We start from the raw sequence: 18,372 nt of genomic DNA, 5'->3' as shown, positions 1-18,372 counted from the left end.
ACAGTTCGTACGATGGAATCGCTGCGGTGTTGTCAGCGATCCCGGGGCCGTTGGCCAGCTCGAACAGTGTCTCGGCCTGGTGTTTTTGCAGCGCTTTGAGCGCCAGTCGCGGGGTGAGTAACGAAGGAAGTGCAGCGCTCATGTCGGGGGGGCTCGCCGGATAAATGCGCAAAAATGCGCCCCCGGCATGTCAATTTCATGACCGTCAAAAAATGACTGACGGTTCTTCTGAAATCCGCGTCCTAGACACCTAAAAGCTTAAATTAAAGTTAACCAATCGGTCATTTTCCGTTGCTAGCGTGGCGCCCCTAATCAATGACGGGGTAACGGAATGAGAACCTGGGACGAACCGAAAAAACGCAAGGCGCACATCGAACTGATCCCGATGATCGACGTGATGATGTTCCTCTTGGTGTTTTTCGTACTCGTGAGCCTGAACGTGATTCCGGCACTGGGCATGAAGACCCAGTTGCCCAGCGCCAGCAGTTCGCAACAGCTCAAGCCGCAGAACAAGTTCATCCTCACCCTGGGCCTGGAAGGCCAGTTGCAGCTCGATGGCAAGGACCTGAGCGTCGAAGCCCTGGTGCCGGCGCTCAAGGCCGCGCAAAAGCCTGACAGCAAGTCGACCATCATCGTCAACAGCGACAAGGGCGTGGAAGTCTCCCGCCTGGTCGAGGTCATGGACACCCTGCGCCTGGGTGGCTTTACCTCGGTCTCCATCGCCACGCGCAAGTCCTGATCATGTACGCCCTGTTTCGTGCGCGTCAGTTGCTGGGCAGTGTCCCGGCCCTGATCGCCCTGGTGCTGATTGCACTGGGTATCCAGTCGCAAACCCTGAAAGTGCAGCCGGTGTATGACGAGTCGGCGGTTGAAATTGCCCTGGTCGAACCAGAACCGGAGGCCGTCCCCGAGCCCGTGGTGGAACAGGAACCGCCGCCGCCGGTCATCGAAGACCAGGAAGCCGAGCCGGCCCCTCCTCCACCGCCGCCGCCCAGCTCACAACCAAAGCCACAACCGAAACCTGAACCCAAGCCCAAGCCAAAACCGCTGCCCAAGCCAGCGCCCGTGGCCGCCAAGGCAACGCCGACACCCACGCCGCCGGCCTCCGCCAAACCCGTGCAGCCCGCCGTCGCCCCGACACCGACACCGACGCCTGCGCCACCTGCCCCGCCGAAAGTCGACGGCCAGGCCCTGGAAGGCGGCTATCTCAAAGGTTTGCGCAACGAGCTGGACACCTACAAGCAATACCCCACCGGACGTCAGGCGTCCCTCGAACGCCCCAGTGGCGAGGTGGTGGTCTGGTTGCTGGTGGATCGCCAGGGTCGCGTCCTCGACTCCGGGATCCAGACCCAGGCGTCAAGCATGCTGCTGAACCGGGCCGCCACCAACAGCCTGCGCCGGATCAAGCAGGTCAAGCCGTTCCCCGAGCAAGCCTTCGGTGGGCGCAACGAGCAACGTTTCACCGCCACCTTCAACTACAGCGTGCAGTAAGCACCCAACAGCAGGACGACAGTGATGAAGTTCACCCGGATTCATCTGGCACTCGTTGCCGCGAGCATGGGCCATGGGATCGCCATGGCAGACACCAGCGACAGCGACGTCGGCACCATTGGCGTGCAAGGCAAGGCCACGGCGGGCGGTGGCTACATGGTCCAGGAGGAGAGCGTCAAGGCGCGCTCCACGGTGACCAAGGAGGCGCTGGATAAACAGACCGCCACCGGCAACGCCGTCGACAAACTCAAATACACCCCGGGCCTGAACATCTCCAGCGAAGATGCCACCGGGCTTTCGGGTTTCCGCTTCACCATGCGCGGGCTCAACTCCGACCAGGTGGGGATGTCGGTGGACGGCATGCCGATCAACGACTCCGGCAACTACGCGCTGTACTCCAACCTGCTGGGCGACCCGGAAAACATCGAGCAGATATTCGTCACCCAGGGCGCGGCCGAAGCCGATGGCCCGCACATCGGCTCCAGCGGCGGCAACATCGGCATCGTGACCATCCGCCCGACCAAGGAAACCGGCGCCTTCGTCAAGCAGGTGGCCGGCAGCAACGGCACCTTCAAGACCTTCGCCCGGCTCAATACCGGCGAAGTCAACGGCCTGAGCAACTGGCTTTCGCTGTCCCACACCGAAGGCGAGAAATGGCGCGGCGACGGCGCGGTGCGGGCGGACAAGGTGGAATGGAACAGCTTCTTCGACATGGGCGGCGGCAACACGGCCAACCTGATCCTCAAGTACCACGAGCAGGACAACAACAGTTACAGCCAGTTGACCAAGACCCAGTTCCAGCAGAACGGTCGCAAGTACGACCCCTACCCTTCGACGCCGGCCCTGGGCAGCAACGGCAAGGTCAGCAGCTACTACGCCCTGGCGCAGAACCCGTTCCAGACCTTTACCGCGGTGCTCAACACGCAATTCAAACTGGCCGACAACCTGGCCCTGTCGGTCATCCCGTATTACTACTGGGGTAATGGCAGCGGCGTGGGCGCCTCCAGCTATGCGCTGAACAGCGGTTCGAACCGGGGCGGCGTGTTCGACCTCAGCAACCTGCAGACCGCCGCCCAGTACAACGCCGACGGCTCCTCCACCAGCGGCGTCTATTACCGCCCTTCGCGGACCCAGACCTGGCGTCCGGGCATCACCACCAAGCTGAACTGGGACCTGGGTGACCACAGCCTGCAATTCGGCTACTGGTATGAGCGTGCGCGCCAGAGCCAGACCCAGCCGTTCATTCCGCTCAAGAGCAACGGCAAGCCGGAGAGTACCTGGCCGGATTCGGATAACGTGGTGGACGCCAATGGCAACAAGGTCCAGGGTCGCGATCGCTTCACCATTACCCCGGCGCAGAAAGTCTGGGCCCAGGACACCTGGTATTTCGCCCCGGACTGGACCCTGGTGGCGGGCCTGGCCTACATGAACGTCAAGCGGGACGGCAGCAACCACGGCAGCCTCACCGAACAGCCGGAAAAGCGTCACCAGACCTATAACAAGTTGCTGCCCAACGTCGGCCTGAAATACCAGATCGACGAGCGCGACCAGGTGTTCTACAGCCTGTCGCGCAACATGCGTATCCCGCAGAACTACGTGCTTTACGACCAGGGTGTCGGCTCCATCGATTCCAAGCCGGAAACCAGCTGGAACCACGAATTGGGCTGGCGCTACAGCGGCGACGACATGACCCTGGCCGCCACCTTGTTCTACATGCAGTTCAAGGACCGCCAGGTCTCGTCCAGGGACATCAACGGCGACTTCGCCGACATCAACGCCGGCGCCGTCGACAACAGCGGCCTGGAACTGGAATGGAGCGGCCTGCTGCCCCACCACTTCAACTACTACACCTCCTACACCTACACCCGCGCTGAGCAGCAGGACGACCTGACTGTCTACAACGCCGGCAAGGCCATTGTCCTGCCCACCAGCGGCAAGCAGTTCGCCAACGTGCCGAAGAACATGCTGGCGGCCAACGTCGGCTACGACGACGGGCGCTTCTACGGCACCTTCGGCGGCAAATACACCAGCAAGCTGTATGGCGACCTGACCAACGACGAAGCCATTTCCGGACGCACCGTGTTCAACCTCGGCGCCGGTATCTACCTGCCGGTGGACAAGAAAGTGGTCAAGGACGCGACCCTGCGCCTGAACGTCGACAACCTGTTCGACAAGAAGTACCTGGACGGCGTGTACACCACCAAGACCAACGCCGCACCCTACGGCGGTTTCCGTGACGGCGACCCGGCCTACATCGTGGGCCTGGAACGGACCGTGACCGTCTCCCTGGAAGCGAATTTCTGATCGTCATCCGCCATATCGAAGAATGAGGTAAAGCATCATGGACATGAACCTGCTTCACGACATCACCTTCTATGTGATGTATGCCGCGGTGGCCATCGCGATCTTCATCGCCATCGAGCGCGGTCTCTACTTCGCCTATGTGCGGCGCCAGACCAGGGCGTTGATGGAGGCCCTGGGCGGTCAGGTGCACAGCGAGCGGGATTTGCCGCAAGGCGCCACCCGCCGCGACAGCCTGCCCTTGAGCATGGTCCTGCCGGTGCTGGCGCAAAAGGCTGCCCAGGGTTCGCGCAAGGACCTGGACGACGTGATCGAGAGCCAATACCTGTCGACCCGCGCGCCACTGGCCCGCAGCCTGTGGATCATCGAGACCATCACCACCGCCGCCCCCTTGCTAGGCTTGCTGGGAACCATCCTGGGGATCATCGACACCTTCAAGGCCCTGGCCAGCGCCGGGGTGTCCGACCCGGGCCAGATTTCCGGCGGTATCGGCACGGCGTTGTTCGCCACCGGCCTGGGGATCGCCATCGCCCTGTTCTGCGTGGTGTTCCATAATTTTTTCCAGGACAGCCTGGAGCGCATCAACGATCAACTGAAGATGCTGCTGATCCGCGCGGCCACCGGCGCCCGTGTGCAGGATGAGGTGCCGCATCGGGCGCCGAGCCCGTTGCACAGCCGTACCGCGTAATTTCCCAGGGCGGGCGCAGGCCGCGCCCGCCTTTTTTTCGACATGAGACGCCTATGTCCGTATGCATGAAGTTTCCACGAGCGCTGCCCAGCGTTCGGATCGCAGGCCTGGCTGGCTTGCTGATCAGTCCGCTGGCCCAGGCGGACTTTGCCGTTGCGGGGTTCGAATTGGTGCATACGGTGCCGGTGGAGACCGCGCTTGGCACAGCGGATCTGCGGCAACCCGGCCCCGTGTGGATCGAGCTGTTCGATGGCGCGAAAAGCCGGATCGACATCGGCCAGTTTTATGCGGCGGACCATCCCGGGTCGGTACTGGGCACGGTGATCGAACACCTTGAGGCAGCCGGCAAACGCGGCGTGAAGATTCGCTTCCTGCTGGAAGAAAAGGGCCTGAAGCTGTCAGACCCCGCCACCCTGGAGCGCCTGCGGGCGATTCCCAACCTGACCTTCCGGGTACTGCCCTATGCCCGGGTGAGCGGCGGGATCATCCATGCCAAATACATGGTGGTGGACGGCAAACAGGCGTTCATCGGCAGCCAGAACTTCGACTGGCGCTCGCTGGAACACATCCACGAAACCGGGTTGCGCATCAGCGATGAGGCCACCGTGGCCCAGGTGCAGGCGATCTTCGAACAGGATTGGCAGGCCCAGGCGGCCGTGGCGGCAAACCAGCCGGTGCCCCTGCCCGCCCCCGGCCAGTCGCCGCTACGCCGCGGCAATTACCTGGTGGCCAGCCCGCAACGCTACAACCCGCCCGGCGTGGGCGACTCGCAACAGGAGTTGCCGCGCCTGCTGGCCGAAGCGAAGAACGAAGTGCGGGTGCAACTGCTGGACTATGCGCCGCTGTCCTACGGGCCTGAGCGGACCCGGCCCTATTACGCGGTGATCGACAATGCTGTGCGGGCAGCCGCGGCGCGGGGCGTGTCGATCAAGTTGCTGGTGTCCAACTGGAACACCGACAAGCTGGAACTGCCCTACCTGAAAAGCCTGGCGGTGCTGCCCAATGTCCAGGTCAGGATTGTCACCCTGCCCCAGGCGTCCCAAGGGTTCATTCCCTATGCCCGGGTGATTCACAGCAAGACCATGGAGATCGATGGGCAGGTGGCCTGGGTCGGCACCAGCAACTGGCTCGGTGGCTACCTGGACAATTCGCGCAACCTGGAAGTGGTGATGCACGACAGCGCGATGGCCAGGCGCATTGGTGAGCTGCACGGGCAATTGTGGGATGGGCCTTATGCTAAGCCGCTGGAGGTGATGGCTGAGTATCCGGATCCGCATCCGGGCACGCCGTGAAGGCAAGAAAAGGCCGAGCCTTTCGACGGCTCGGCCTCCTGTCCAGCGTTCAGCGTTTTGACGCAACCATCGCCTCCACCGTGGTCGCTCTGTCCGCACTGGCTGTAGCCTGCCCTGCCCCGCGAACCGCCTGCGCCCGTGCTGCAACAGCATCCTGCAGGATCACCTGCGCCGCCTTCTCCGCCGCCACATAGATCGAGGTGACGATGAAGAAGCCGGGGATTTTCGGGAAGATCGAGGCGTCCACCACCCGCAGGTTGCCCACGCCGCGTACGCGGAAGGCGCTGTCGAGCACGGCCATCGGGTCGTCGTCGGCGCCGATCGGGCAGGTGCAGGAGGCGTGGTGGCCCCAGGCCTGGTTCATGACGAAGGTCCTGAGCTGTTCGTCGGTCTGTACTGCATCGCCGGGCAGTTCTTCGCTGGCGATCAGCCCGGCGTCTTTCAGCGGCTGGGCCAGGTTGCGCACGAACTTGATGCCCTCCACCACCGATTGCAGGTCTTCGCCCTGGGTGTCGCTGCCCTCCTCGAAGTAATGGAAGTTGATCAGCGGGGTGTCGGCCGGGTCTTTCGAACGCAGGGTGACGTAGCCGGCGTTGTTGTTGGTATGGGCCTTGAGTATGGCCCAGGTCAGGTAGTTCAGGTGCTCGACGATCAGCTTCGAGTAACCGGGGAAATAGCCGCGAAACAGCGCCAGCAGGGAGAAGCAGAACAGGTCCGGCAGCGGCCGTTGCTTCAGGGATCTCTTGATGATCGCCAGGACCGCGCCGTTGGTGCTGTAGACCCCGACCTTGCCCTTGGCCCACTCCTCGTACTGCGGATCGCCCTTGGCGTAGCGCGCGCCCTTGAGTACTTCCCAATTCTCGAAGTTCATCCGGTTGACCACCCCGACCTCGTAGCGGTCCTGCAGGTTGCGCCCGACGCCCGGCAATTCGACCCGCACCGGGATGTCCTTGGCTTCCAGGGTTTCGCGCGGGCCTATGCCTGAGAGCATCAGCAGTTGCGGGGTGTTGAAGGCGCCGCCGGCGAGTATCACTTCACGGCTGGCGTGCACCTGGCGCAGTTCACCGGTGGCATTGCGCGGCAAGGTGCAGGCCCGGTACAGCCGCGCGCCCTTGATGTACTCCACGCCATAGGCGCGCTGCTGGTCATCGAGCAGCACCCGGGTCACCAGCGCGTCCAGCTCGATGTGCAGGTTATCCGGGTGGCGCTTTTGCACATCCAGCAGGCGTTCGCGGGTGCCGTGGCGATGGTGGTGCCGGGTGGTCAGCGGCGGATAGCGCAGGCCGATGGCTTCCTCGCGCACCAGCCGCCAGTCGTTGGGGTCGCCCACGCCCTGTAATTGCCAGCCGATGCGCTTGAGGGTTTCGCCCAGGGTCTTGAACGCCTGCTCGGCGGACTTGACGATCGAGCGCACCAGCGACAGGTCGTCGATCACCGCTTCCGGCACGGCCTTTTCCACGTGCAGCCAGCCCTTGAAGCCGTGGCGCGACGGGTTGATGCCGAACCAGGAGAGAAACCGCTGGAGCGGCCGGTGATGGCAGTTCTCCAGGTTCTGGAAGTGCTCGCGCATGGCACTGGCGTTCCACGACGGGTCACCGGTGATCTGCGCGATATGGTCCCAGTCCTGGTTGTGCGGGTAGACGGTGATCATCGCGTTGTGCGCGGTGCAGCCGCCCAGGCAACTGGCCCGCGGGTACAGCACCCCGTCGACGTTCTCGCCCTGGAAGGTCCGGGTGAACTTGGGGTCCTGCGACTGGCGGGCATCGTTGCTGTAGTGGCGGACGAAGAAGTCCCAGCGCATCGCATCGTTCTCGGTGGAGCGCGGGTGGAACGCCGGCACCTGGTACTCCTCCGGCAGCCGCGGGGCGGTGGTGTCTGCCGCCGCCGGGTCGCTGCCCGACTCCAGCACCAGCACCTTGCGGCCCTGTTCGGCCAGGCGGGCGGCGACGGTGCCGCCCCCGGCCCCGGAGCCGACCACGATGTACTCGTAATCCGTTTCGTTGTTCATCGCTGGCCACCTAGAAAGTTTTCAACAGGGCGATCAAGGCCCGTTTGTCTGCATCACTCAGGGGCGCTTCCTCCTTGAGGAAGCTGGTGCCGAAGTAATGCCCCTTGTCCACCACGAAGTCCGGGCACTTGCTCACCTGCAGCAGCGGCTTGACCAGGCCGGCGAAGACCTTGCGGGCTTCCTCGTCGGAGGCACCAGGCGGCAGTTGCTTGAGGTCGTGCTTGATCTTCAGCAGCAGGTCCAGCACCTGGTCGCGTTTCTCCAGGTCGATGTTGGACAGCAGGCTCACCGGCGTACCTTGCGGGATCGGCCCGAGCTGGATGCCGTCCTCGCCGAACAGCCACGGCAGCCAGTGGCTGAACAGGCCTTCGAGCTTTTGCAGGAAGGTCGGCAGATAGCCGCTGCTGACCCGCAGATAGCTGGTCTCACTGGTGACGTCGACGGTGCCCATATGGGTCTTGCCGGAGCGGGTCATGACCTGGAAGTCGCCGGTGCGGTTTTCCGGCCACAGCAGCATCTCGATCGAGCTGTCGAAGGACGCCATGCGGTCCTCCACCCCGCCCTTCCAGTGGAATTGACCCAGGCGGTTGTTCAGCAGCAGCGGCGCGGTGGACCACACACTGACCAGCGAGGCTGGCCGCGTATAACCACGTCCGCCCGCCGGCATCGCGTACTCCCAGGGTTCGCCGGTGTAGGGGTTCTGCACCAGCACCGAGCCTACCGCCGGCAACTGCTTGTACGACTCCGACGAGAAGTTGTCCCAGATATTGCCGCCCAGGGCGTTGGTCGCCAGCGGGCTGCAGGCGTTGGTTTCGGTCAGGGTGACCGGCACCCGCAGCTCGGTGGAGAGGAAGTTGTCGGTCAGGAACTTCTCATCCTTGACGATGGCGCGCATCGCCGTCTTGAACTCCGGCGTCTTGCTCCAGGTCCAGTAATTGTTCCAGCACTTGAGGTAACCGTCGTTCACGCAGCCATGGTCGGGAAAGAAGGTCCAGGCCTTTTCCGGCAGTTTGCTGGAGTGGCAACGGGCGCAGGTGTCGGCGAAGACTTCCTTGCCGCGCTCCAGTACCGCCGCCGGTTCGCTCAGGTGTGCCGCGCCACCGGGGGCGTTCTTCAGGTAGTCCGGGGTCGCCGAGGCCAGGAAGAACAACGCCAGGTCCGGAGTCTGCGCCTCGTTGGCGTTCCAGTAGGAGGAGTTCTTGCGCGCCACGTCGATGCGGAACGGGGTGATCGGCTTGCCGCCGATCAGCGGCCGGAAGTGGGTGGTCCACTCCTCGCTGTACAGGCCGATATTGATGAACACCCGGTTCAAGGCCCCGAGCGCGCCCACCGAGTCGGCGCCGTCCTTGAGCACCCGCGGGGTGAACACCGTGTCGGGTTTTTTGTAGAACTGCGCCAGCGGGCTGTCCGGCGGTACGCCGGGCACCTCGTTGAACTGGCGGTTGTTCAGCCCGCCGCCAGCGAGTTTTTCCTTGCCCAGGTTCGAGGCCAGCTCGATGCGCGCCTTGAGGTTGTAGACCGCGTTCATGGTGCGTGGGTTGTTGATGTAGTCGGTGGAGACGAACGAGGTGTCCAGCGCTCCCGGTTTCGAGGTGTGGAACAACTGGTACGGGAAGCTGCTCGGGTCCTGGTTCCACATGAAGATCCGGTCGACCCAGAAGTACTGCGCGCCGGGGTTGGAGTTGAGGTTGGACCAGGCCGGATGTTCAGGGTCGGCCGGCGGGTTGGTCGGGTTCGGCCCGACATGGCAGAAGCCGCAGGACATGCCGACCCGGTAAGGTTTCACCAGCTTGTTGTCGTTGTAATAGGCCGGGTCTTCGTAATAGCGCTTGGCGTCCCACTTCTTCTGCGCGTGCTCGTCGAAGTCCGGGTTGGGGAACAGCCGCAGGCCGACGATCCCGGTGCCGTAGCCGTAGTAGGAGCCCACCGGCAGGTTCTTGCCTCGGGCGCCGATCTTCACCCCGGGGTATTTGGTTTCGTCCTCGAAAGGGTCGGCGGCGCAGGACGGGTCGCGCTTGTCCAGCCACAGGCCGTAGCGATCGTCACGCGGCCCCTCGCCCTTGACGTAGCAGGGTTCGTTGACCACCCCCAGCACTTGCCAGCGTTTATCGCGGTTGTATTTCAGGCTCGGGTGGTTGGAGACGGTCTTGAGCAGGTCCAGGTTGCCGACGCTGTCACGCGAGAGCTTGTCCCACAGCGCATCGTTGCCGGCGGTCCAGACGATCCAGTTGTTGCGCCCGCGGGCGAAGGCCTGGAGCGCCTGCTGTTCGGTAATACCGGGGATGAAGGGCGACAGTCGCTCGACCAGCAGTTGCGGTTGCCTGGACACGCCGTAGTCCATGTCGGCGAAATAGTCCTCGTCGGCGCCTCTGAGGCTGCCGGCATCGCGGCCGACGCATTTGGCTTCGTCGAGTCGCTCGCCGGGCTTGTTGCCGCAGGGGTTTTTCGTATCGCTGCTACAGGCCTGTAACAGCACCAAAGGAAGGAAAATGCTCAACATCAGCTTCACGGGTGTCATGCGCTGCTCCTTGCATGTGCTGCAGACCGGTCCCTCTGTCCTTGGGGACACCTGTGTCGCGACCGGTTCTTTTTCTGATGGCCGAACAACCGACTGCCTGCGCACCGGGCCGGTTAACCTCGGTGCGCCAGCCGCTTTAAAACGCCCTACAGCCGCCATACTAGGCCATGGCAAGCGGCTCAATACTTCCATTTGGCGATGAAAAGCCAGGGGTAATTGCGATTGGCTATCGGGCTTCACACTCAGCTTTCCGGCTGTCGGAAACGCTACTGGCAACCTGCTGTTTTCCTGCTTTAACTTACTCGTGAGGGACGGATCACCCTCCCTTTCGCGAGGGCTGCACATGGACAGGAAAAAGCCCGCTTCTTCGGCTCTTCACGCCGAACATGCCCGTATCGACTCACGTCAGGCTCTGCCGGGCCTGGCGCGCAAAGGCGTTGGCCTGCTCTACGGCAGCATCGATTTCGCCTTCATCTCGGCCGCGGTCAACGTGCGCCGCATCAGCCCGCCGGCCTTCGCCAGGGACTTCAGCCAGGCCATCGATCGCTTGAGCATCGACTCCCTTTGGGTATCCGCAAGCAAGGTTCCGTCGGAACAAGGAGGTGCATGAGGCAGAAACGTACCGCGCACTGTTGATGAAGATGACCGGTTTAAATCAAACATATTGGAGTACACCACATGAACGGACACACCAATCCTTCCTTTGACGAAGCCATGCCATTGGGGGCGTCTGATGCGCAATTCATCAATGACCTGCATGAGCTACTGGAGCGCCACGGCAACCTGGATCGCTTCGGACTCTGCCTGCTGCACGATCACTTCGCGATCGGCGAGGACGAGATCCTCCTCGAATGTAACGACCACGATTCCCGCACCCTGCATCTGGATGTGGTCAAGCGCGGCGCCCTGCCGGAAAGCAAGTTCACCAGCTGGCGCATCGGCGGCCCCCGGGCCGAGGCCCTAACCGCCTGTGCCATGGACAAGTGCAAGGTCGAGGCCCTGACCGCCTGCGCCATGGACAAGTGCAAGGTCGAAGCCCTGACCGCCTGCGCCATGGACAAATGCAAGGTCGAAGCCCTGACCGCCTGTGCGATGGACAAATGCAAGGTCGAGGCCCTGACCGCTTGTGCGATGGACAAATGCAAGGTCGAAGCCTTGACTGCCTGCGCCATGGACAAGTGCAAGTAATCGCGCTTCCCGCCGATGGCCAGTGGCGGGCACGGGAAGTCGATCGGCTGCCGTGCTCGTCCTGGCTCGCGCAGTTCTATGGGCGTCGCTACGGCGCCCTGCTGGGCTCCGGCACGGCGGCGTTGGAAGTGGCGCTGCGTCAATTGGGCGTCGCCGCGGGTTGGCGGGTCGCGGTTCCGGCCGCTACCTGCCATCAGGTGGTGGCGGCCGTGCTCAATGCCGGTGCGGTGCCGGTGATTATCGAAAACGCCGCCGAGCTGCTGCTCAGTCCTGCCGCCCTGGCGCCCCACATCAATGGCCTGGACGCGGTGATCGCGGTCCATCAATACGGCCTGCCCTGCGATATCCCCGCCTTGCGCCACCTGCTGGGGGAGCGCTTGCCGATCATCGAAGACAGCGCCGGCGCTTGGGGTCTGAGCGGCCCCGGAGCTTCGCTGGTGGTCACTTCCATGGGCCATGGCAAACCCCTGGATATCGGCGGTGGCGGCGCACTGTTTGGCGATAGCCCGGTGGATGGCGAGATCGATGTCTGGTCGCCAGGCCAGCGTTCGCGGGCACGGCCGGCATCGAGCGCTCCCTTGTCGATCCAAGCCTTGCCGGCGCTGATAACCGCCGTCGCCGCGGTCCAGGCGCGCACCCACAGGCTCAGACAACAGGTGCCGGAGCTGCTGGCGCGGTTGCGCGATTACGGCCTGGAACCCTGGGCCGTCGAAGGCACGCTGGCGCCGAGCTGGCAATTCGTGCCGATCCGCATCCGCGAGCGGCCGCTGTTCGAGCGGCTGCGCTACAGCCCCCATGCCGAGGCCCTCGGGGTTTGCGCCCCGGCCCGCGGCGCGCTGCGGGACCTGCCCATGCTCGGGCGCCATGGCGAGGTGGCCCAGGGGCCGGAACCGACCCTGGACCTGCACCACAGCTGGATTCTGCTGGACCCGCTCGCCGCTCTCGACCACCCACGGCGCCTCGCCGCCTGGGCCGGAGGCCACTGATGAAACGTTTCGACTCGCTCGATGAACCGAACCATGACCTGGACCTGCCCTTCGCGGCCGGCCCACGGGTAAGGCAGTTGGCGGACTACGCCGGCAGCGGCCAGGCGCTGGTCGAAGAACAGCTGCTGGGGGTGGCCGGCGCCCGGGTGCTGTTCGCCAGCTACGGGGCGATCCGCGCCGACTTTGGCAGCCTCTGGGCGACGCCACACGGCACCGACGAGCAGGCCGCGATCGACCTCTGGCTGCTGCACAACGCCGCCTTTATCTCCACCAGCCAGGCGGCGGCACGGGGCATCAACACCCCTATCGCCCTCGACGGCCGCCGGGTGGCAGCCTGGCGCCCGCCTCGCTATGGCCGCGCCGCGGTGCTGTGCTCCCCGGAAAGCGCGCAGGTGCTGTTCGACATCAAGGGCATCGGCGTGCCGCCGGACGAAGCCCCGGTGTTGCCCCACTCCAACGGTTTGCTGACCCTGGCCGAAGCGGTGCACGAAGTGCTGATGGAGCATCTGGTATTCGCCGCCATGAGCCACGCCGGCGGCGCGATCACGCCGTTGCCAACCTATGCCCTGATCGATCTGGGCTTCGACGCCTTGTGGCATGACGGGCGCCCGGCAGAACCGGCGGTGCTGCTGTTGCGCCGGCCCTGCACCCGCCCGCGCTGCCAGTGGCAACGCTACTGGCAAGGCGCCGAACTGGCCGGCGCCCTGATGCAGGCCGAACTGTTGCTGCGCCGTTATGGCCTGACCGCCAGCAGCTGTGGTGCGGTGCGCTTTCAGGTTGGCCGGGAGAACGGCGAACTGCGGGTACGGCGCGACGGCGAAGCGCTGCGGGTCAGCGCCGAGGTCGCCGAGCCCCTGCAGCGCTTGCTGGCGGACAACCAGGGCGCGCCGCTGCTGATCGATGGGGTCAATGTGCAACTGGCCGGAACAGCCAGCATCGAGCCGCTGCAATTGCAGGTGATGGACTTCGGCCGTTATCGGTTTGCCGAGGGTTTCGAGCATCACCTGTACGCCTGGATCGACGCTGACTACCAGAACCTCAACGGGTTGTACCTGGGGCCGGGCGATCCGCGCTACGTCCAGCCCGATCCGCGCGTGAGCCTGGCAAGGACCGCCGAGGGCCCGTGTTTCGTCGAACTGCAACGCCAAGTCAGCGGCTTTCGCCAGGGCGGCGAGCCGGATCGTCTGTGCCAGGCGTTGCGCGCCGCCCTGGAAGAAGCCTGCCGGCCGTTGCGCGGTTAGGCGTCAGTCCTGCCCGGAGCGCCGCAGCGGTACATGAAGTTGCCGGCGATCTTCACCACCGCGGCGCTCAGCTGTCGGCCGAACGGTTCCAGACACTCACCTGGTAACCGGCCTTGAGCAGGTTGCTGGCCATGGCCGCGCCCATGCCGCCCAGCCCGAGAAAACCGATGTTCATCTTCGCACTCCTTATTTCGTCAATAGGGGTTCAACAGGGCTCGCGGGCTCAGAGGGCCGGCTGACTGTCCACGGCAATCGCGGAAAGCAGGCAGACCTGGCGCTCCAGCACATGCTCGAGCGCCGCGTTGATCATGGTCTGTTAGTGAGGCATCTGCCGGTGGATCTCTATCGCCGCCCGGTCGGCCCAGGTTGATAATCCGGGCTCGGCAAAGGAGGCTGGCCAGTCATCCATGGACGACTGGCCACGGGCTCAGTCGTCGGCGCCGACGCGAATCACCAGCTTGCCGAAGTTTTTCCCCTGCAGCAGGCCGATCAGCGCCTGGGGCGCGCTTTCCAGTTCATCCACCACTTCCTCGCGGTACTTGATGCGCCCTTCGGCGAACCACTGCGACATGTCGCGGTAGAACTCGTCGTAGCGCGAACCGTAGTCGTCGAAAATGATGAAGCCCTGGATCTTGATGCGCTTGCGCAGCACCAGGCTCATCAGCAGCGAAAGACGGTCCTTGCCCTCTGGCAAATCGGTGTCGTTGTAATGGGCGATCACCCCGCACACTGGCACCCGCGCCGAGGTGTTGAGCAGCGGCAGCACCGCATCGAAGACCTTGCCGCCGACGTTCTCGTAATAGATGTCGATGCCCTTGGGGCAGGCCTTGCCCAGTTGCTCGGCGAAGTCCGCGGCCTGGTGATCGACGCAGCTGTCGAAACCCAGTACCTCGACCGCGTAGCGGCATTTCTCCGCGCCGCCGGCCACGCCCACCACATGGCAGCCCTTGAGCTTGCCGATCTGGCCCACGGTCGCGCCCACCGGGCCGGTCGCGGCGGCCACCACCAGGGTTTCCCCGGCCTGGGGCCGGCCGATATCCAGCAGCCCCATGTAGGCGGTGAACCCGGGCATGCCCAGCACACCCAGGGCATAGGAAGGATGCTCCGGCGCCGCGCCAAGCCGGGTCAAGCCCGTGCCGTCGGACAGCCCATAGTCCTGCCAGCCGCTGTAGGCCAGCACCCAGTCGCCCACGGCGTAATCCGGGTGATTGGACACCTCCACCCGGCTCACGGTGGCGCCGACCATCACCTCGCCCAGGCCCACGGGTGGCGCGTAGGAAGGTGCGTCGCTCATGCGGCCACGCATGTAGGGGTCGAGGGACAGGTAGACGCTGCGCAGCAACACCTGCCCGGCACCGGGTCGGGGAACCGGCTGGTATTCGAGGCGGAAGTTGGCTTCGCTTGGTACGCCATGGGGGCGCGAGGCGAGGACGATGCTGCGATTGATCTGGTTCGACTGAGACATATTCAAACTCCTTCACAGGCAGAGACGCGTTTCAAGAAGCATTCGACGGGTCGCCAGGCTCGGCACTTATTAGACCAGTCGTCTAGTTACCAGGCCAAAAATACCCGCTGGTTAGCAGCGGGTATCAAAGGATCTGTTTAATTCAGCTTTCCAGCATCGCCCGGGTAGTGATCATGGCGTCTTCCAGGGGCCGGACATCACGGTGCAGCTTGCACAGCAGGCTCGCCCCCAGCCACAGCTGATACAGGCCGGTGGCGGTCTGGCGGGCGGCGCTGGCCGGCAGGGAACCGTCGAGGTGGCCCTGCTCGATGCAGGCGGCCAGGCGGTCGATGATCTGCTCGGCGCCGTCGCGCAAGGTGAGACGCATCATCTCGGAGAGGTCCGCCACTTCCGCGCTCAGCTTGACCACCAGGCATTTCTGCTCGTCGCCAGGCACGCAGTAGTTGTCCAGCCAGCTCTGCCAATAGCTCATCAAGCCGCGACTTCGACGTCAACCTGCGACTGACCCGCTACGGCACCTACACCGAGGTCAACAGTTCGAGCAACCCGGACCTGGACCGCGAATACTCGGCCAAGTGGATCACCGACCTGGACGTGGCCTATGCCTTCGACAAACAACTGACCGTGGCGGTGGGCGCGCAGAACCTGTTCGACAAGTACCCCGACCCTATCGGCGTCAGCAACTCGTCGTTCGGCGACAACTGGGGCAACTACTCGCCCTTCGGCTTCACCGGCGGCTACTACTACACTCGTCTGCAATATGCCTTCTGAGTAGCAGCCCATGACCGACGTGTTCGCCAAGGTGGCCCTGGGGCCGCTGTTACTCGCCCAGGGCCTGTACACCCGCTGGGTCACCCCCAGGTTGCCGGAGGCCGAAGGCCCGCGCCAAGGCAGGCACGCCGACGCCAGCGGGCCGGCCCTGCGCCTGTTGATCCTCGGCGACTCCGCGGCGGCGGGCGTGGGCGCCCTTACCCAGGACGAGGCGATTGCCGGTCGGCTGGTGGCTGGCCTCGCCGGCGACTTCCAGCTGTCATGGCAGCTACGGGCACAGTCCGGGCTGGACTCGCGACAGTTGTTCCAGCTGTTGGAGGACGGCCCGGCCGAGCCCTTCGATGTGGCCCTGGTGTCCATCGGCGTCAACGACGTCACCAGCCGCATCGCCGCGGCCGAATGGCAGGCGCGGATCTCGCGCCTGATCGCACTCTTGAGCGAGCGCTTCGAGGCCCGGCACATCGTCTTCCTGCCCGTGCCGCCCATGCATCTGTTCCCCGCCCTGCCCCAGCCGCTGCGCTGGTACCTGGGCCTCAGGGCCCGGCGCTTCAACAGCCTGCTGGTCGAACTGCTGGCCGGCCAGGATCGCTGCGCATTGCTGGCGACCCGCTTCCAGCCGGCCGCCAGCCTGATGGCCGGGGACGGCTTCCACCCTTCCCCGGCGCTCTACCAGATCCTCGCGGATGAAGCGGCGCGGGTCATTCGCCAGCGTTGCAGCCGCTAAGCCGCTCCCTCTCTCCCACACACCCGCACCCGCCCTGGACGCCGGCCAACAAACTCCGGGGTTTCGCACATGGTGCCCGGCGGCGTGCCCGATATCATTTGCTGGCCGGTTCGCAGCAGCCTGCCGGCGCCGAACCGACGCCCTGACGTTCACCTCGATACTCAACGGACCCCATACCTTATGCCCGCATCCACGCTTGCCGGTGGACGGCGTTCGAGCAGCTTTTTGTTTTGCCTGGCGCTGTCCTTGACGGTGCCCCTGATGAACAGCAGTGCTCCGACGCCGCTCTACCCCTTCTACAAAGAGCAGTTCGACCTGAGCGCGCTGGACCTGACGCTGATTTTCGGCGCCTATGGCATCGGTGTGCTGATCGCCCTGGTGGCCATGGCGCGGGTCGCCGGCAGTGTCAGCGACCTGCGCCGCCTGTTCGTCCCCGCCAGCCTGCTGGTGCTGGTCGGTGCCGCGGCCTTTGCCCACGGCACCGCCCTGGGCCCGTTGTGCGCGGCGCGGTTGCTGGCCGGCCTCGGGTCGGGGGTGATGACCGCGGCGGTGAATGTGGCGCTGGTGCGTTTCAACCCGGGGCACAACGACAAGTTACCGGCCCTGGTGGCGACCCTGGCGATGGTCTCGGGCCTGGCCCTGGGGCCGCTGGTCAGCGGCGCGGCGTTGCAGCTGGACCTGCGTCCCCTGGCAGCGCCCTTCTGGCTGATCGCCGCGCTCGGCCTGGCTTCGGCGGTCGCGACCCTGATCCTCTGGCCATCCCGGGCGGCCAGCGATGCGACAGCACCCACTCAGGAAAACACCCACCCGGCCAGCCTCAGGCAAGCCTTGCGCGGCATCGGCCTGCCCTTTCACCTGTGCGCCTGGAGTGTGTTCTTCAGCTGGTCCTTCGCCGCCTGCGTGTTCGTGATCGGCCCGCAGGTGGCGCAGCAGGTGTTCGGCCTGGAGGACCGCGGAATCTTTGGTTATGTGGTCTCGGCCTATCTGCTGATCGCCGGCATCAGCCAGCTCTGTTGCCAGCGCATGGACGCGCGCCAGGCGCTGCTCAGCGGTTGGCTGTGCCAATGCCTGGCATTGCTGGTCCTGCTCCTGGCCTGCTACAGCCAGGCCCTGTACCTCGCCCTGCCGGGGCTGGCGATCGGTGGCTATGCCTATGGCGCGCTGTTCGTCGGCAATGCCCGTCTGGTCAACCAGCTGGCGCCCCGGCACAGCCACGGCAAATTGATTGCGTATTTCTACGCCACCGTCTACCTGTTCAACGCCACGCCGGTGCCCATGGGTTTGCTGGTGGACGCCTGCGGCATCGTCACCGCCAGCAACCTCGCGCTCGGGTTGTTCCTGGTCATTGGCCTGGCCTTGTTCGCCTTGGCTCGCCGTACGCGTTTTGTCGCAGGCGCCGAGCATGCTTGAGCGGGGCTGGTGAGTGGCGTTCAGAAACCTTTGCCGAAGACGGACAGAACGCACCCCGAAGGCCCTGTCCCTAGCGGCTAACCACTCGTCGTACGCCGCCGAACAAATTTCAACTTTTGAAAAAAACCGGCACTCCCAATTAGTGCCGGCAGAAAGCATCGGACGCCAACAAGAAAGGCGGCCAGCCCGGCGGCGCCCGTGAAGGTCGTAGCTGATCGTTGAGCCTTACCTGCGAGGGCCTGGGCCCTTGCTTTCATGCCGGGCCACAGCGGCCCGGCCTTTCGAGGAG

Annotated in this window: 15 protein-coding genes and 3 pseudogenes; 12 read left to right on the top strand and 6 right to left on the bottom strand. The window is 64.5% G+C overall.

Going from position 1 to position 18,372, the window contains the following annotated elements; translation table 11 throughout:
• Positions 1-10: 10 nt before the first annotated feature.
• A pseudogene (locus PMI20_RS15230) lies at positions 11-142 on the bottom strand (GNAT family N-acetyltransferase); the annotation flags it as partial.
• Positions 143-331: 189 nt separating this feature from the next.
• On the opposite strand from PMI20_RS15230, the gene PMI20_RS15225 reads away from it, so the two are divergent.
• The 5 genes from PMI20_RS15225 to PMI20_RS15205 are packed head-to-tail and all read left to right on the top strand — an operon-like array spanning position 332 to position 5,772.
• Positions 332-739 carry an ExbD/TolR family protein gene (locus tag PMI20_RS15225; protein ID WP_007925526.1) on the top strand — a complete coding sequence of 136 codons (408 nt, stop codon included), beginning with the start codon at positions 332-334 and terminating at the stop codon, positions 737-739.
• Between the two features lie 2 nt (positions 740-741).
• Complete coding sequence (locus tag PMI20_RS15220; protein ID WP_007925523.1) at positions 742-1,491, top strand: energy transducer TonB family protein; 750 nt, start codon at positions 742-744, stop codon at positions 1,489-1,491.
• A 24-nt stretch (positions 1,492-1,515) separates the two neighbouring features.
• Entirely contained in the window at positions 1,516-3,795 is a 2,280-nt protein-coding gene (locus tag PMI20_RS15215; protein ID WP_007925522.1) for a TonB-dependent receptor, read from the top strand.
• Between the two features lie 37 nt (positions 3,796-3,832).
• Positions 3,833-4,480 (top strand): MotA/TolQ/ExbB proton channel family protein, encoded by a 648-nt coding sequence (locus tag PMI20_RS15210; RefSeq protein WP_007925520.1) that lies wholly within the window; start codon positions 3,833-3,835, stop codon positions 4,478-4,480.
• Between the two features lie 53 nt (positions 4,481-4,533).
• Complete coding sequence (locus PMI20_RS15205) at positions 4,534-5,772, top strand: phospholipase D-like domain-containing protein (protein WP_007925519.1); 1,239 nt, start codon at positions 4,534-4,536, stop codon at positions 5,770-5,772.
• 49 nt (positions 5,773-5,821) lie between these two features.
• Here the strand turns inward: PMI20_RS15205 and PMI20_RS15200 are convergent, their stop codons facing one another.
• On the bottom strand, positions 5,822-7,780 hold the full coding sequence (locus PMI20_RS15200) for a GMC family oxidoreductase (RefSeq protein WP_007925518.1): 1,959 nt from the start codon (positions 7,778-7,780) through the stop codon (positions 5,822-5,824).
• A gap of 10 nt (positions 7,781-7,790) precedes the next feature.
• Positions 7,791-10,298, bottom strand: coding sequence for a hypothetical protein (locus PMI20_RS15195; protein WP_007925516.1), 2,508 nt, complete (start codon positions 10,296-10,298; stop codon positions 7,791-7,793).
• A gap of 343 nt (positions 10,299-10,641) precedes the next feature.
• Between PMI20_RS15195 and PMI20_RS15190 the strand changes: the two genes are divergently transcribed.
• The 4 genes from PMI20_RS15190 to PMI20_RS15175 all read left to right on the top strand — a co-directional run bounded on the left by PMI20_RS15190 (position 10,642) and on the right by PMI20_RS15175 (position 13,713).
• Positions 10,642-10,908 carry a hypothetical protein gene (locus tag PMI20_RS15190; protein WP_007925514.1) on the top strand — a complete coding sequence of 89 codons (267 nt, stop codon included), beginning with the start codon at positions 10,642-10,644 and terminating at the stop codon, positions 10,906-10,908.
• Positions 10,909-10,976: 68 nt separating this feature from the next.
• Positions 10,977-11,486 carry a hypothetical protein gene (locus tag PMI20_RS15185; RefSeq protein ID WP_007925512.1) on the top strand — a complete coding sequence of 170 codons (510 nt, stop codon included), beginning with the start codon at positions 10,977-10,979 and terminating at the stop codon, positions 11,484-11,486.
• Complete coding sequence (locus PMI20_RS15180; RefSeq protein ID WP_037034602.1) at positions 11,477-12,472, top strand: DegT/DnrJ/EryC1/StrS family aminotransferase; 996 nt, start codon at positions 11,477-11,479, stop codon at positions 12,470-12,472. Before PMI20_RS15185 ends, PMI20_RS15180 begins: the two co-directional genes overlap by 10 nt.
• Positions 12,472-13,713 carry a hypothetical protein gene (locus tag PMI20_RS15175; RefSeq protein ID WP_007925508.1) on the top strand — a complete coding sequence of 414 codons (1,242 nt, stop codon included), beginning with the start codon at positions 12,472-12,474 and terminating at the stop codon, positions 13,711-13,713. The genes PMI20_RS15180 and PMI20_RS15175 overlap by 1 nt, the downstream gene beginning before the upstream one ends.
• A gap of 67 nt (positions 13,714-13,780) precedes the next feature.
• Here the strand turns inward: PMI20_RS15175 and PMI20_RS15170 are convergent, their stop codons facing one another.
• The 3 genes and pseudogenes from PMI20_RS15170 to PMI20_RS15160 form a co-directional block, all read right to left on the bottom strand.
• Positions 13,781-13,888, bottom strand: coding sequence for an NAD(P)-binding domain-containing protein (locus tag PMI20_RS15170; RefSeq protein WP_007925505.1), 108 nt, complete (start codon positions 13,886-13,888; stop codon positions 13,781-13,783).
• A gap of 252 nt (positions 13,889-14,140) precedes the next feature.
• On the bottom strand, positions 14,141-15,178 hold the full coding sequence (gene curA, locus PMI20_RS15165) for an NADPH-dependent curcumin/dihydrocurcumin reductase (protein WP_007925504.1): 1,038 nt from the start codon (positions 15,176-15,178) through the stop codon (positions 14,141-14,143).
• Positions 15,179-15,320: 142 nt separating this feature from the next.
• Positions 15,321-15,653, bottom strand: a pseudogene (locus tag PMI20_RS15160) (TetR family transcriptional regulator C-terminal domain-containing protein); the annotation flags it as partial.
• 2 nt (positions 15,654-15,655) lie between these two features.
• Between PMI20_RS15160 and PMI20_RS15155 the strand changes: the two are divergent.
• From PMI20_RS15155 to PMI20_RS15145, 3 genes and pseudogenes are all read left to right on the top strand, one after another.
• Positions 15,656-15,949: pseudogene (locus tag PMI20_RS15155) on the top strand (TonB-dependent receptor plug domain-containing protein); the annotation flags it as partial.
• A gap of 10 nt (positions 15,950-15,959) precedes the next feature.
• Complete coding sequence (locus tag PMI20_RS15150; protein WP_007925501.1) at positions 15,960-16,673, top strand: SGNH/GDSL hydrolase family protein; 714 nt, start codon at positions 15,960-15,962, stop codon at positions 16,671-16,673.
• A gap of 180 nt (positions 16,674-16,853) precedes the next feature.
• Positions 16,854-18,083, top strand: coding sequence for an MFS transporter (locus PMI20_RS15145; protein ID WP_007925500.1), 1,230 nt, complete (start codon positions 16,854-16,856; stop codon positions 18,081-18,083).
• The last annotated feature ends 289 nt before the right edge of the window (positions 18,084-18,372 follow it).

Origin of the sequence: Pseudomonas sp. GM17, assembly GCF_000282175.2 — a bacterium.
GTDB lineage: Bacteria > Pseudomonadota > Gammaproteobacteria > Pseudomonadales > Pseudomonadaceae > Aquipseudomonas > Aquipseudomonas chlororaphis.
The sequence above is the reverse complement of the archived record's forward strand: the minus strand, read 5'-3'. Positions and strand labels throughout refer to the sequence as shown.

Coding starts and splice junctions, on each gene's coding strand:
- PMI20_RS15150 (WP_007925501.1), top strand. CDS start 15,960: ATGACCGACGTGTTCGCCAAGGTGGCCCTGGGGCCGCTGTTACTCGCC.
- PMI20_RS15200 (WP_007925518.1), bottom strand. CDS start 7,780: ATGAACAACGAAACGGATTACGAGTACATCGTGGTCGGCTCCGGGGCC.
- PMI20_RS15175 (WP_007925508.1), top strand. CDS start 12,472: ATGAAACGTTTCGACTCGCTCGATGAACCGAACCATGACCTGGACCTG.
- PMI20_RS15185 (WP_007925512.1), top strand. CDS start 10,977: ATGAACGGACACACCAATCCTTCCTTTGACGAAGCCATGCCATTGGGG.
- PMI20_RS15225 (WP_007925526.1), top strand. CDS start 332: ATGAGAACCTGGGACGAACCGAAAAAACGCAAGGCGCACATCGAACTG.
- PMI20_RS15220 (WP_007925523.1), top strand. CDS start 742: ATGTACGCCCTGTTTCGTGCGCGTCAGTTGCTGGGCAGTGTCCCGGCC.
- PMI20_RS15215 (WP_007925522.1), top strand. CDS start 1,516: ATGAAGTTCACCCGGATTCATCTGGCACTCGTTGCCGCGAGCATGGGC.
- PMI20_RS15190 (WP_007925514.1), top strand. CDS start 10,642: ATGGACAGGAAAAAGCCCGCTTCTTCGGCTCTTCACGCCGAACATGCC.
- PMI20_RS15205 (WP_007925519.1), top strand. CDS start 4,534: ATGTCCGTATGCATGAAGTTTCCACGAGCGCTGCCCAGCGTTCGGATC.
- PMI20_RS15145 (WP_007925500.1), top strand. CDS start 16,854: ATGCCCGCATCCACGCTTGCCGGTGGACGGCGTTCGAGCAGCTTTTTG.
- PMI20_RS15195 (WP_007925516.1), bottom strand. CDS start 10,298: ATGACACCCGTGAAGCTGATGTTGAGCATTTTCCTTCCTTTGGTGCTG.
- PMI20_RS15170 (WP_007925505.1), bottom strand. CDS start 13,888: ATGAACATCGGTTTTCTCGGGCTGGGCGGCATGGGCGCGGCCATGGCC.
- curA (WP_007925504.1), bottom strand. CDS start 15,178: ATGTCTCAGTCGAACCAGATCAATCGCAGCATCGTCCTCGCCTCGCGC.
- PMI20_RS15210 (WP_007925520.1), top strand. CDS start 3,833: ATGGACATGAACCTGCTTCACGACATCACCTTCTATGTGATGTATGCC.